Origin of the sequence: Stieleria sp. JC731 (assembly GCF_020966635.1) — a bacterium.
Taxonomy (GTDB): Bacteria; Planctomycetota; Planctomycetia; order Pirellulales; family Pirellulaceae; genus Stieleria.
In genome coordinates this window covers 458,983-473,072 of record NZ_JAJKFQ010000001.1, presented here as the reverse complement: position 1 = coordinate 473,072, position 14,090 = coordinate 458,983, and the positions used below count along the sequence as shown (strand labels likewise).

Annotated in this window: 12 protein-coding genes; 5 read left to right on the top strand and 7 right to left on the bottom strand. The window is 54.9% G+C overall.

What is annotated here, in order from left to right; all coding sequences use genetic code 11:
- Positions 1 to 64: 64 nt before the first annotated feature.
- Both hemG and LOC67_RS01585 read right to left on the bottom strand, forming a co-directional pair.
- A complete protein-coding gene (hemG, locus tag LOC67_RS01590) occupies positions 65 to 1,534 on the bottom strand; it encodes a protoporphyrinogen oxidase (protein ID WP_230260698.1) in 1,470 nt (489 codons plus the stop codon).
- Positions 1,535 to 1,944: 410 nt separating this feature from the next.
- Positions 1,945 to 3,279 carry a hypothetical protein gene (locus LOC67_RS01585; protein ID WP_230260697.1) on the bottom strand — a complete coding sequence of 445 codons (1,335 nt, stop codon included), beginning with the start codon at positions 3,277 to 3,279 and terminating at the stop codon, positions 1,945 to 1,947.
- A gap of 329 nt (positions 3,280 to 3,608) precedes the next feature.
- Between LOC67_RS01585 and LOC67_RS01580 the strand changes: the two genes are divergently transcribed.
- Positions 3,609 to 4,562, top strand: a complete 954-nt coding sequence (locus LOC67_RS01580) for a ferredoxin--NADP reductase (RefSeq protein WP_230260696.1) — start codon at positions 3,609 to 3,611, stop codon at positions 4,560 to 4,562.
- A 49-nt stretch (positions 4,563 to 4,611) separates the two neighbouring features.
- On the top strand, positions 4,612 to 5,904 hold the full coding sequence (locus LOC67_RS01575; RefSeq protein ID WP_230260695.1) for a glucose-1-phosphate adenylyltransferase: 1,293 nt from the start codon (positions 4,612 to 4,614) through the stop codon (positions 5,902 to 5,904).
- 94 nt (positions 5,905 to 5,998) lie between these two features.
- Here LOC67_RS01575 and LOC67_RS01570 read toward each other — a convergent pair whose 3' ends face one another.
- The 3 genes from LOC67_RS01570 to LOC67_RS01560 are packed head-to-tail and all read right to left on the bottom strand — an operon-like array spanning position 5,999 to position 9,242.
- On the bottom strand, positions 5,999 to 6,730 hold the full coding sequence (locus LOC67_RS01570) for an ABC transporter ATP-binding protein (protein ID WP_230260694.1): 732 nt from the start codon (positions 6,728 to 6,730) through the stop codon (positions 5,999 to 6,001).
- Positions 6,731 to 6,735: 5 nt separating this feature from the next.
- A complete protein-coding gene (locus tag LOC67_RS01565) occupies positions 6,736 to 7,923 on the bottom strand; it encodes an ABC transporter permease (RefSeq protein WP_230260692.1) in 1,188 nt (395 codons plus the stop codon).
- Between the two features lie 59 nt (positions 7,924 to 7,982).
- Positions 7,983 to 9,242, bottom strand: coding sequence for an efflux RND transporter periplasmic adaptor subunit (locus tag LOC67_RS01560; protein WP_230260690.1), 1,260 nt, complete (start codon positions 9,240 to 9,242; stop codon positions 7,983 to 7,985).
- 253 nt (positions 9,243 to 9,495) lie between these two features.
- Between LOC67_RS01560 and LOC67_RS01555 the strand changes: the two genes are divergently transcribed.
- Positions 9,496 to 9,825: a hypothetical protein gene (locus tag LOC67_RS01555; RefSeq protein WP_230260688.1), complete on the top strand. Its 330-nt coding sequence runs from the start codon at positions 9,496 to 9,498 to the stop codon at positions 9,823 to 9,825.
- Here LOC67_RS01555 and LOC67_RS01550 read toward each other — a convergent pair.
- Positions 9,822 to 10,745 (bottom strand): hypothetical protein, encoded by a 924-nt coding sequence (locus LOC67_RS01550; RefSeq protein ID WP_230260686.1) that lies wholly within the window; start codon positions 10,743 to 10,745, stop codon positions 9,822 to 9,824. The two genes, LOC67_RS01555 and LOC67_RS01550, sit on opposite strands and share 4 nt — an antisense overlap.
- 13 nt (positions 10,746 to 10,758) lie before the next feature.
- On the opposite strand from LOC67_RS01550, the gene LOC67_RS01545 reads away from it, so the two are divergent.
- The gene (locus tag LOC67_RS01545) at positions 10,759 to 11,205 is read left to right on the top strand and encodes a hypothetical protein (RefSeq protein WP_230260684.1); all 447 of its coding nucleotides are present in this window, start codon (positions 10,759 to 10,761) and stop codon (positions 11,203 to 11,205) included.
- 453 nt (positions 11,206 to 11,658) lie between these two features.
- Here the strand turns inward: LOC67_RS01545 and prfB are convergent, their stop codons facing one another.
- Positions 11,659 to 12,777, bottom strand: coding sequence for a peptide chain release factor 2 (gene prfB / locus LOC67_RS01540; protein ID WP_410001106.1), 1,119 nt, complete (start codon positions 12,775 to 12,777; stop codon positions 11,659 to 11,661).
- A gap of 160 nt (positions 12,778 to 12,937) precedes the next feature.
- Here prfB and mnmA point away from each other — a divergent pair, with 160 nt between their 5' ends.
- Complete coding sequence (mnmA, locus tag LOC67_RS01535; protein WP_230260683.1) at positions 12,938 to 14,062, top strand: tRNA 2-thiouridine(34) synthase MnmA; 1,125 nt, start codon at positions 12,938 to 12,940, stop codon at positions 14,060 to 14,062.
- The last annotated feature ends 28 nt before the right edge of the window (positions 14,063 to 14,090 follow it).

The window sequence follows — 14,090 nt, the reverse complement described above, 5'->3', positions numbered from 1 at the left end:
CAAGCCCGTCCAGCGGCAAAACGCTGATGTCGAATCAGGTTGCGGTCAAAAGTACTGCCGCAGACTAGCCCGCAGCAAGTGCCGCTTTTTTGGCGGTTGCCACCAACGGAGCGATGCCCACACCACGCAACGCATTCGTTGCCAAATGCAAATGCGGTATTTGATCGATCGCCGTCTCGATCGCATCGGCTTTGGCTTGATGGCCAACATGGTACTGGGGCATCGCGTTATTCCACCGCACGACCTTGGCGATCGTTTCTGGTCCCTGCAGCCCAATCAATTCGCCAAGCTCTTGCCGGGCGAGTGAAATGAGCTGCTGATCGGTTTTCTGAAGATCCTCCGCTCGCATCGCACCACCAAAAAAGGCTCTCGCGATAACATGATCCTCCGGACAACGGATCGGGTACTTGTGACTGGCAAAGCTGACCGCAAGCAAGCTACGGTTTTCGATGGTGGGCACAACGATACCGAACTTCTCTGGCAACGACCGTAAATGCTTCTTTGCGATGCACAGCACTACGATTGCTGCGGAGGCACATTGGATGCTCCCCAGCCCGTCTCCTGCGGTTTGACAGGCCTGTCTGACCGAATCATCAGAAGATGCCTTTGCCGAAGCCAGCAAACGTGCAGAGACACCTGCGGGTGTCGCGAGCACGACTTCATCAAACACTTCACTGGTGACGTGGCCGTCTTTGTCGCTGACCGCTACCGTCCATTGTTGACCATCGAAGTTCAACTGTGTGACGGTCTGGTTTACCGAAATTCTGTCGGAACCGACTCGATCGACCAACGTTTCGATCAATTGCCCCATCCCATTGGGAAGGCCACGAAATCGCTGGTAGCGCGCCCCGGCACTGTTGCGTTCGGTCGAGTCTTCGTTTTCACGGCGGCGGCTTAAGGTTGCCTTGGCGAGCGAACCGTGTTTTTGGACCATCGCAACGATCGGCCCCATCGTCGCTTTTAAACTCAGCTTTTCCACATCGGCAGTGTAGATGCCCGCGACCAAGGGCTCGACCAGTCGCTCCAGCGCCTGTTGACCGAGTCGGTGACGCACGAATTGCGCAACGCTTAAGTCGCCGTCCGAATCGGGACTCAATTCTGGCTGAGCCGCCACGAAACGTTCCTTCAAGAACCGCAGCTTTGCCAACGGTGACAAGATGGGTGTCATCAGTATCTGCCACGGCTTTGTCGCACGCATCAGGACAAAGCCCTCTGGGATGGGCGCGATCTTTCCCTGATGCACGACCATCGCCCCGGCCCGTTTGGCGTCAGGAATGATCAGCTGGCCATCGATCCCTAGGTCTTTGCACAATTGCATCGCTGCGGGCGGATCGGTCGCGAACATGTCTGCGCCGTGGTCGATCACGAACCGACCTTCGGACACATCAACAACCTCCGTCCCAATGACCCCGCCAAGTCGCGGTGAGGATTCAAACAGAGTGAATTGTGAGTCGGGCCGAAGCTGCCGCAGGTAAAACGCGGTGGTCAGTCCAGAGATTCCACCACCGATAACCGCTACTTTTTTAGGCATCATGTCTAGTGCTTCGTTCCATATGAAAATACGGGTTCGGGTCATCACCCGACGGGCGTTTGCCCTGGTTATTGCACTGAAACCGTGGCTAACGCCATACGGCTAATCCTAAAATCGAGTTGGAACAAAGCACTAGCAGCTTTTTGAAAGTAGCAATGTGGAGGTCACTGCGTCGTTACCACCGTCCGTGCGACGCGAAAGACACTGTGACGCAAAAGACACTGTGACGCAAACCTGTGACGCGACGCGTCGGTCATAAAGATAGAGGTTGGCGGGCAATCGGCCTAGCGGAGTGTGATTGCTGGTTCGTTGCTGACATCACGGCGGAGCGTGATGGGTACAGTGTTGCTGCTGACATCACGGCGGAGCGTGATGGGTACTATTGGTACTATCGGTTGACTGAATGCGGGCAACTATTGTGAGTAGCTGCTGCTGCCGGACTGCATTTCTTGTTCGTAGGGATCCGAACCGCTTTGGTCCATGCCTTCTTCATAGCTGCTGTAACCGCTTTGGTCGCCGCTGCCACCATATCCATTCTGCCGGTTATTCCCCATGCCCATGCCCATATTCGCAACTTGAGATAGCATCGGTGTGACACCGGCAATCAACGTGTCAAACTGGGCGTGCAACTCGCGCGAGTTCGTTGCACTCAGTGCCGACTGCACAAAACCATCGACAACCAACGTCGCCGCCGTGGCTTGACCGGCGTTTGGTACCGAAGCGTCAGGCGTTTCCGCTAGCCATGCGTCCCAGGACTTTGTGGACTCTGCCCAGGCTTCCTTTGACATCGATACCGGAACCCACTTATCTTCGACAAGCAGATAATCCGTTGGCTGAGAAATTGCTCCGAAGGATGTTTCGACAGTCGCGGCGCCATTCTGTTCCTGCGTCACGTTGAAGCTGACCTCGGGGATTCCTAGCGTTTCTTTCAGATCGCCCAAGCTTGCGATGTAGGGCGCCATTTTGTCATCGATGTTTTTGATCCAAGTCCGCAGTGGCTGATTTGGCAACTCGGCAAGCTGCAATTCATCGGGATCCAGCCCATCGCGAATCATCCCGCCAATAGAAAGCAGGACCTTCTGCAGCAAGTCTTTGTTGACTTCGTCCATGTTCTTTAGTCGAGGGTAAGAGAAAACCCATCGTTGTCGTGTGACGATTAGCTCACCGATCGAATGCACCGAACGGATCACTTGGTTAGCACCGGCGAGGTCAAGCTTTGCGACAGACTGTTTCAGCAGACGCTCTACATCGTCTTGATAACTTGGCGGAAGCGAGTCAAACGTGACCAACAAGACATGGCCGTTGCGCATTTGCTGGGCTTGCCACTGCAGATTGGACAGCAAGTCACCCGAACCGGTGTAGGGCGAGTAGGCGGCAACCGGTGGCGGTTCGGGCAACGGATCAGGAGCAGGCGCCGCTGCCTTTTTCGCGTCGTCTTCGATCAGCGATCGAGTTTCACTGCGGCGTTTCTTTTGCTCTTCTTCCAGTTGCCGAGCTTGAATTCGACTTTCGGCGATCAACTGGTCCATCGCCACCGAGACTCGTTTGCCGGTAGACATCTGCAGGACCACTGTGTCCCCCCACAAGCCAACAAAGTCTGCTTCGATCGTGTGCTTACCGTACAGATCGGTCCATCGCTCTCCAGCCTGTGCGGAATCAATCCAGAGGCCGTTGACACACGCGGCGACAAAAGCTGCGAGGGCGAAGAATCGAGAACGAATCGCAATTCGTCGAATTTGAAAAGGCATTTCGATTTCAAAGAGCTTAGAAGACAGAAAACTTAGAAGACAAAGTTCTGCAGAATTATTTCGGCCCCCCATCGGCTAGGTGCGACGGGTCGGCGAAGACTTCAGTATATTGCGTGAGTGCAAAGATTACCGCCGCTTTTTCGGGGAAGTTCGGCAACCGGCCCGCGAAAGCAGACTTTTCGGCCTTTTAATCGCACGATGGGTGTCGTCGCGACGCCGCTGCCCCGATGAATAGAAGACGTGGAGGTTCGGTTCGTGAAGATTTGATTCGCGACGAACACTCACCCGCCTGATCGGAGAATGTCGTGCTCAGTTCGGACAGCCCCCAAATGAGCCAATCGGATTCGCAGTTTCAAGCACTTCGTGACAAGTTCTACAACGCTACAGTTATCGAACGGATTGATTGCCACGAAAATCTGGCACGATTTCGCGTTCGTCCGGATAACGGAGTCCCAGCCTTTGTCGCCGGTCAATATGTGACGCTCGGCCTTGGCAACTGGGAGCAACGATTGCAGGGGACACAGGTCGAAACGCTGCCCGAGAAAAAACGCGAGAAACTTGTACGCCGCGCTTATTCAATCTCGTGCCCTCTGCTGAACGAACATGGGTTGATCGCACCAGTCGAATCGCTCGACTATCTCGAGTTCTACATCACGCTCGTCCGTGCCGCTTCTTCGCCTGACAAGCCCGCACCTGCGTTGACGCCTCGGCTTTTCGAATTGCAGGCGGGTGACCGGGTTGAGATCGGTAAAAAGATTGTGGGCAAATACACAATCGGCGACGTTGATCCCGACGCGACGATCTTAATGCTCGGCACCGGAACTGGCGAAGCTCCGCACAACGCGATGACGGCAGGACTGCTTGCCAAAGGCCATCGCGGCCGAATTGTTAACGCATGTTGCGTACGATACCTGGGCGACCTCGGCTATCACGCCAGACATTTTGCCGTGATGAACCAGTTTTCAAATTATCGGTACTTGCCTTGCACCACTCGTGAACCCATTAATATCGACACGTCGATGCCCGGGTATGTTGGCAAACAATACTTGCAAGACTTGTTCACGACCGGCAAACTTGCCAAAGCAGCCGATGACCCACTCAGCCCCGAGAACACACACGTGTTCTTGTGCGGCAATCCCGAGATGATTGGCTACGTCCCGCCTGGTAGCGAAGCGCCACCAACGCCTGGGATGTTGCCATTGCTCGAATCCGCCGGATTCCAGCCCGTTGACCATGATCATGAATCGGGTGCGGGACGGATTCGGTTTGAAAAATATTGGTAGCCAATTCGTTGGCTTCACCTGACCGCTTCACCACCAAACTGCAGACACCATGGATCTTTCAAACAACACGATCGCTCTTATTCTTGGCGGTGGTCGTGGGACTCGTCTTTTTCCGCTCACCAAGATTCGTGCCAAACCCGCCGTCCCGTTGGCCGGAAAGTATCGCCTGATCGACATCCCGATTTCCAACTGTATTAACAGCGGATTGCGTCGCGTTTTTGTTCTGACACAGTTCCTTTCGGTCAGTCTGCACCGCCACCTGCGTCAGACCTACCGGTTCGATCACTTCACCGGCGGCTTCGTCGAACTGCTTGCCGCACAGCAAACTGTCGATGCGGGAACGGAAGATTGGTACCAAGGCACCGCTGACGCCGTTCGCAAAAACCTTCGCTACATCGACCAACCCGATATCAAATACGTTTTGATCCTTTCGGGTGACCAGTTGTACCGAATGGATTTCCGCGACATGCTGCAAACGCACATCGATTCTGGTGCCGATGCCACCATCGCTGGAATTCCAGTCGATCGCAAAGATGCCAGCGCACTTGGCATCATGCAGTTGAACGATGACGGACGTGTCACCGGCTTTGTCGAAAAGCCACAAACGGAAGAAGACATCGCAAAGGTACGCATGGATCCCGCTTGGATCGACGCACGCGGCATCCCAAGCAATGGCCGCGATTGCCTCGCCAGCATGGGTCTTTATATCTTCAACAAAGACGTCATGGTTGACCTGCTCGAAGGCAACTCACACGAAGACTTTGGAAAGGAAGTCTTCCCCGGTGCGATTAACAACCGCAAAGTCCAAGTTCACCTGTTCGACGGATACTGGGAAGACATCGGAACGATCCGAGCGTTCTATGAAGCCAACTTGTCGCTGGCCAGCAAGACACCTCCCTTCAAACTGGGTTGCGCGTCGGCACCGATTTACAGCCGCCCACGCTTCCTGCCGCCGACCGTGATGGGAGACGATGTTACGATCCGGGGCAGCTTGATCGCCGACGGTTGCCACATCGGCAGCAACGTCACGATCGAAAACAGCGTGATCGGACTGCGTACCGTGATCGGCGATAACGTCACCATCAAAGACAGCGTCGTGATGGGTGCGGATTACACCGACGATGGTCGTGCCATGGAACCTGGCCAAGTCCCAACGGGGATCGGAGCCGGCAGCACCATCAGCGGTGCCATCTTGGACAAGAACAGCCGCGTCGGAACCAACGTGACGATTGTCAACAAAAAGGGCGTCAATCACCACGGCGAAGACGATGACCTCCAAGTCCGAGATGGAGTTTCCATCGTGATCAAGAACGGAACGATCCCGAACGACTTCTCGTTCTAAAACGCTCCTGATCTAGACAAACCCGAAACCGCAGTCGTCGCCCGGCTGCGGTTTTTTTGTTCGTAGCCGCTGCCGTTGGCCAGCCACAGTCTGCCTACAGATCGATTGTTTCCGCTTCCAAGGCTTGCTTTGCCTCCTCGAATTCGGTCGTGTCGACGACGACCGATCCGTCACGCAGTGCGATCGTCCTTCTCGCGCTACGCGCGACACCCAAATCATGTGTGACCAGGATCACCGTGATTTTTTCTGACTGATTCAGCTTGTCGAACAACGCGATGACTTCACGACTGGTCTTCGTGTCCAGGTTCCCTGTCGGTTCGTCACCCATCAGAATCGACGGTCGGTTGACGAGGGCCCTGGCGATCGCAACACGCTGTTGCTGGCCGCCGGAAAGTTGACTGGGATGATGATGGTATCGATCACCAAGACCGACCTGATCAAGCACCTCTCGGGCTCGATCATGTCGCTGCCGCGCTGACATTCGAGTGCCATACATCAACGGCAATTCGACGTTTTCGAGCGCAGAGGTTCGATTAAGCAAATTAAAGTTCTGAAAGACAAAACCCAATTGCCGGTTACGAATTTTGGCACGTTGATCGCGAGTCATCGTCACAATCTCTTCGCCAGCCAAACGATAGCTCCCATGCGTGGGACGGTCGAGACATCCCAAGGTATTCATCAAGGTCGACTTGCCGCTTCCCGATGGCCCGACCAAGGCGACCGACTCGCCATCATCGATATTCAACGAAACGCTGCGTAATGCATGCACCTGGACTTCGCCCAAATCATAAGTCCGCCGCACATCGTCTAGCTCAATCAATGCCATCGCGTTTACTCGTACCTGAGAGCATCGATCGGGTCCATCTTGCTTGCACGACGCGCCGGATAGAACCCGAAAAACATACCGACCGCGGCGGCAAATCCCATCGCGACCAGGGCCGCCGGAATTGATACCACCATCGGCCAATCGGTTCCCGGCTTATAGGTATTGATCACCACGGTCACGATCATCGACATCCCCGTACCAAGACCTAGGCCGATCAATCCACCAATCCCTGACAGCACGATCGATTCGATCAGAAACTGCCAAAGGATGTCTCTGCCACGTGCCCCCAGTGCCATCCGGATCCCGATCTCACGCGTCCGCTCGGTGACCGACACCAGCATGATGTTCATGATCCCGACGCCACCGACAACCAGCGAAATACCCGCGATCACCGACAGCATCAACGTTAGTGTGCCGGTGATGATCCCCAACATACTTGCCACCTCTTCCATATCGGTGACTTCGAAATCGGCCTCATCGCCAAACGCGATCTTATGCCGCTCTAAAAGAAGGTTGCGAATCTCCTTGGTCGCTTGTCCCATCTGATCCATTCCCCTGGCAGACACCATGATCGCGTGAATGTTGTCCATGGGCGCACCGACCATGCGTTTGCGCACCGTCGTCTGCGGCATCACGATCAAGTTGTCCTGATCGTCACCGACCATGTTCGCGCCTTTCTTGGCCAGTATCCCGATGACACGAATGGGCACGTTGTTGATGCGGACGGTTTGCCCGATCGGGTTCGTCGTTCGGAACAGTTTGTTGATCAGTGTCTGACCGATCACGCAAACCTTGGCATTCGCGTCGACGTCGGCATCACTGAAAAACGACCCAGCCTCCAAAGGCCATGCACGTACCTGCAAAAAGTCAGGCCCGACGCCAAGCATCTCCTTCGGACTCCAATTCTCGTTTCCGAAGATCACTTGCCCGCCGGTCCAAACCATTGGTGAAGCTGCCAGGACCGCAGGACACTCCGCCGCGATTGCGTCGGCATCGGATGCCGTCAGCGTCGGGGCATCGTTCTGCTGAACGCCGCCTTCTTTGGTTTGGCCCGGCGTAATGAAAATGACATTGGTTCCCAGTCCTTGAAGCTCACCCTGCACCAATCGATTCGCACCCTGCCCGATCGAGACGATTGTGGTCACGGCGGCAATGCCGATGACAACACCGATCACGGTCAAGATCGCACGCATCTTGTTCTTTCGCAGCGCACACAAGGCGGTTCGAACGGTATCAAAGAACGACATCGCACCTATGATTTTTTGCCGGTAACCAAGACATCCCCTACCGAAAGGTCACCGGACTGAAGCTCCGTGAACCCACTTTCAGTTAACCCGGTCTGAATCTTGACCGCCTTTAACAGATCGCCTTCGACGACCCAAACGTGTCGTTGATTCCGCTGTCGACTACGCTTGGTCTTTTCGATGGCAGACAGTCGAATCCCGTCGTCCTGTTGGGCCTCAGGGGACTTTTTCCAGATCGAACCGTCGACAAGATGCCGATCTTGTTCGCGAACCCAGGCGGCATCTTCGGGATAAAAACGCAGCGCGGTATTGGGAATTTTGGCGACTCCCTCCGTCGAATCGACTTCGAACGAAATGCTCGCGGTCATCCCGGGCAGCAGCTTCAAATCTGGATTCGCTGTTTCGATCACGACCGGATAGGTCACGACGTTCTGCGTTGACGCACTACTGACACGAATCTGCTCGATCGTTCCTTCGAAAACCACGTCCGGATGTGCGTCGACAGTAAAAGTCACAGGACGTTTCTCTGATTGAGCTCGCTGCACCAATCCGATATCCGCTTCGTCAACCGATGCAAACACATGAACGCTTTGACGCAAATCCGGGGCAACCACAAACAACTCCGGCGTCTGAAACTGTGCAGCCAGTGTCTGCCCTGGATCAATCTTTCGATCGATCACGATACCGTCCACCGGTGCAGTGATTTCGCAGTAATTCAGATTCGCCATCGCATTGTCGAGTGACGCTTTGGCCTGCAAGATCGTTGCTTCGGCGACCTTCCGCTGGGCTTGTAATGACTTGACTTGGAATGTGAGCGAATCCATTTCGCTTTCCGACAGAAAGCCTTCGCGTTTCTCACGTAACTTTTTCCCACGGTCAAAGTTGTTGACCGCCTGTTGAAGCTCCGCTTCGATCCGTTCCAGTTCAGCCTCTCGCGTCGCCAATGCGGCTTCAGCCCTAGCCATCTCGGCTTTAAACAATCGCGGGTCGACTCGCGCGAGCACCTCGCCGGCTTGGACTTTATCGTTGAAGTCGACGTTCAGTTCAACGATCGGACCGGACACAAACGATCCCACCGATACCGATCGGACCGGTCGAACGGCGCCAGTCGAATTGACATACCGAGTGATATCGCCCTGAACGATCGCCGCTGTTTCCCACTGCAAACGATTCCGCTCTTTCCAGTACTGTTTCACGGGTTTGGCAACCGCAGCACCGATCCCCCCAAGCACCAGCAAAACGATGATCCACTTTAAAAAGCGCTTCATGAGGTCGGAATCGAAGGGAATGGGAAAGTCACTGCGGGCGAATAGTTTAACTAAAACGCGCCGATGCCGACGCAGACGCACACCGATTCGTACACCGGCAGGAAATCTTGCCTGCTCTAGGCGCCTTTGTCCTGAAAAGCCGCACGTGGACCAACCGTGTCATGGCATCGCCGATCAATGAAATGTCGCAAGGGAACGTTCGCTTCAACTTGCGTTTTCCCCTTCAGGATTCGGTTCAGTAGGAGACACATTCATGGCCAAATACTTTGTGCAATCGGGAACTCTTCGCACCACCGTCGATGCTGAAAACGGACAAAAGGCGGCTCTGTGGGCAGTCCATCAAGCGATGCAACAAGTCTTGCCGGTTGATGATGAACAGCACACTTCGCACAGCAAAGCGACATCGATCAGCGAGACAGGCCCAAGCGTCATGGATCACCATGTCACGGTTAGTGAACTCGGATTCGATGACGCGCATCCGGTGCGTTTTCCTACGATGGACGTCGTTCGACAATGGAATGAGATGCTTGTAGCTCTACACCGTCTTGAACAACTGCTGGGTGATCATGGACTGGCCGCTTAACGCAATGCGTTCTGACGCGTCACAGAAACATTGATCGTCTGACTGTCCTGATCGATCGACTGCACCTCCCCAAAGTTGATCAATTTGGCTAGATCATCCATTGATCCTGAATGGCGTACGACCAGTTGAGTTTTTGTGCCAGTCGTACGCTGACGATGGGAAGGGAAATTTTGCTTCGCCAAAAACTCATTGATCACCAAGAGCATCGGCGAACCGGGTTCAGCAGTGATATCGATCAACGTTTCGCCCGACGCCAATTCTAAAAAGTCCCTACCGGTTGGACCAAAACTTGGCCGGTTGACCGAATCCCTTGCACGCATCGCCGCTTGCGATCGGAAACCAAAGTCCTCATGCATCTGTCTTGATTCGGCGACAAATTCATCAAACTCGCGATCCCGTCGTGCCTTTCCATACGATCCGACGACCATCACTAGAAGCACGAACATGAACTGAACCAGATAGCCGACCGCGATGACACGAAACAACCCAAAGAGTTTCCAAAGTCCCACCACGATTCCGATTGCAACCAAAACCCCAAAAATAACTCCAACGACTGAGGCGACCATCGAAGGATCAAACTTGCCTTCCGTGCGACGCATCCCCCTAAAAAACGCTTTGGAGACAACTGCCGCAATCAACAACCCCACACCGCCTGCTCCCATTGCAGCGGTTCGCTGGTGCACATATCCAAAAATACGATCCATCACGTAGATTCGTGGAATGAACAAGCACGCCGCAACGACGCCCCCGATCGGAATCTGAAAAGCCAAAACGATTAAGATGGGAGGATAGATCAAACAGAAGAACAGTCCGATCAAGTTAACCAGCGCGATCGCGCTAACCAATCGATGACCTTTAACCCAGCCTTTGAAACCACCGCCAACAGCAGACTTGGTTGGCGCATTGAATTGACTGGCCATTGGCGAAGCACTGGTGACAGTCGCCGAATTCCCAAACGGATCACTCGCGGCCGAAGCCATCGGTCCCGAAGTTGGAAAATTGAAATCGAATCCACCGCCTGATGCACCAGCGGCAGGTGCTGCCGAGGGTTGTGTACTGAACGCAGACGGGCTTGCGAAAGGATCAGTACCAAAGGCGTCGCCTCCAAAAGGATCACTGCTGGGTGCAGCCGGTGACGCATTCGCCCTTGGTGCTGGTGCAGGTACAGAAGTCGCGTCCAAGGGGATGGCAGGCATCACGATGTCGCGGGTCTCGGGATTCGCTTGCGGACGTGCGACCGGCTTGCTCTGCGGTGCCGGTGGCTGCGTCTGGACTGGTGCAGCCGAAGTGGACTTTGCCGGAAGCTTCAACTGCATCGAACACTTTGGACATTTCACCGTCGATGGTTTATCCAAAAGCTTTACGGCAAGCTTTGTCTGACAATGCCCACAGCGAATAGTCGACTTTGCCGCTGCGCTGGCTGCGGAGCCAGACACAGCCGGCGAACTTGCCGGCGTGGTATGTCTCTCACGTGGCTGCGCTGCACGTGACCTTGCTGAACTTGGCTGTGCAGAGCTTGACTGTGCTGAGCTTGGCTGTGCCGCAGGACCACGACTGGTCGCCGTTGCCGACGTTGTTGCCGAAGGCTGGTTAGCTGGAACCGTGCACAGGTTTTTACACTTGGGACAGCGGACCTGTTTTCCAACCGCTGACGCGTCCACGGCCAGCGTTTGCGGACAGGATTTGCACTGAAAACGAACTTTGCTTGACATCGCACAACCAAGTCTTGATGAGGAGGTGGGATTCTACCTCGGCAGACGGATAAATGCGAAGATTTATGTTCACTCAAATGATGTGGCACCGGCCCAAGTGCGGCTTAACTGTATCACCAGCCTATTCGTCTGCGATCGGGGCTGCATCGCCAGCTTTCCAGCGCAGAAACGCATCGAGGAAGCCCTGCAGTTCGCTGCCATCGAGCACGCTATTGAAGTTCCCGACATAGTGCCCGGTCCGAGCGTCCTTTACCCGTTGGTCAGGGTGCAAAAAGTAGTTACGGATTTGGCTGCCGAACCCTGTTTTCGCCTGGGTGTTGTACTTTTTGGCGTCTTCGGCTTCGCGGCGTTCTTCTTCCAGACGTGCCAGCTTTGCCCGCAGCATTTTCCATGCGGTCGCACGGTTTTGGTGCTGACTTCGTTCATTTTGGCACTGGACGACGACGCCACTGGGCGCGTGGGTCAAGCGAATCGCACTATCGGTCTTGTTGACGTGCTGACCACCCGCACCACCGGCCCGAAATCGGTCTTCACGAACGTCTTTTTCGTGAATTTCGATCTCGACCGAATCGTCGATTTCGGGGGATACGCTGACCGCGGCAAAACTGGTTTGGCGTTTGCCTTCGCTGTTGAACGGGCTGATTCGGACGAGTCGGTGAATGCCTTCTTCGCCTTTCAAATAGCCATACGCCATGGGACCACGAATCGCGACGGATGCATTGTTGATCCCGGCTTCTTCGTTGTCTTGTCGGTCGAGTAGTTCGATTTTGTATTCCTGTCCGACCGCCCATGCGGAATACATCCGCAACATCATGTCAGCCCAGTCGTTGGCATCGGTACCACCATCTCGGGCGTTGATGGTCAGAATCGCACCGGCGTTGTCGTTGGGGCCGCTGAGCAGCGCTTTCAGTTCCAGATCATCCAGAATATTTTCCAGGCGGTCCAACTCACCTACGATTTCATCGACAATCGATTCGTCTTCCTCGGCCATTTCCATCAGCGCGCCTAAATCACCGACGGCGGTGGACAATTCATTCATAGGACCGACAATGCTTTTTAGACCTTTCAGCTGGGAAACGGTCTTTTGCGCCGCGTCGTTGTCATCCCAGAAAGTAGGCTCCCCCATCTTGGCTTCGATCTTTTTGACCTGAGCCGATTTGGAGGCAAAGTCCAGCGATTCGGAAAGTTGAGCCAATCGCTTTTTGATTTTGGCACCGCGTCCATTTAGTTCGGCGTCCATTGATAATCCGTTGTTCCCGATCGCGAAGTCGGTCTGGGACATCGCGACGCTGTTTTTGTGGTCGGTAAAGCAAATTTGCGAACATCAACGACTTAGCGATCGCCAAGCGGTTCACCGGTTCGCACGGCGATTTCACCCGTTTTAAGGTAAAGAACTATACATGGCACGCGTTGTTCTGGCGATGAGTGGGGGAGTCGATTCGAGTGTCGCGGCACACCTTTTAAAGGAAGCCGGGCACGAAGTTATCGGCATTTTCATGCGTCACGGAGAAGAATCCAGCGAAGTTTGCAAAGTCGATTCCGGCACCGCAGCGTCCCTTCCAGTTTTGGGGGGCCTCGCCCAAGGCCGCGCCGACCATAAACAGGGTTGCTGCACCGCCAGCGATGCGGCCGACGCCCGGCGTGTTGCCGCTTCGATGGGCATCCCGTTTTATGCCCTTGATCTTCAAGCCGACTTTCGCCGCATCGTTGACTACTTTGTGGACGACTATTTGGTTGGCCGTACCCCCAACCCCTGCATCAAGTGCAACCACTGGATCAAATTCGGACGGCTTTTTGACTATGCAGATGGCGTGGACGCGGACTACGTCGCCACCGGTCACTATGCACGGATGATCAATGGGCAGCTGCATCGCGGACTCGATGGTCACAAAGACCAATCCTATGCCCTGTTTGGGATCCGCCCCGATCGCTTGGACCGGATGATGCTGCCGGTTGGCGATTTCGAAAAGCCTGAAATCCGTCGCATCGCCGAAGGCCTCGACCTAGGCGTCGCGACGAAAAAGGACAGCCAGGAAATCTGCTTTGTAACGCAAGGCCACCATAGTGACTTCGTCAAAGCTCGTCGTCCCGAGATGGTCGGCACCACCGCTGGCGAGATGGTCACCGTCGATGGAACCGTTGTCGGAACCCACCAAGGCTACGAAGCGTTCACGATCGGCCAACGAAAGAAGCTGGGTGTCGCATTGGGCATCCCCCATTTCGTCATCCGAATCGAACCGGAGACTTGCCGCGTTGTCCTGGGCACGAAAGAACATCTAGCCAGCACCGGGCTCCAAGCAAACGAAGCGAACTGGTTGACCGACGACCTGTCCGGCGAGCTTTCGGTGCAGATCCGCTACAACGGATCACCGCACTTGGCTGATGTTCAAATCGAAGACACCGACCGAAGCCGATTCAAAGTCAATTTCACACAGCCGGTCGACGCGGTTGCCCCAGGCCAAGCCGCCGTGGTTTACCGAGGGACGCAAGTCATCGGCGGTGGCTGGATTGAACAATCGGTATAGCTGACAACATCGCTGACTGTTCAGCTTT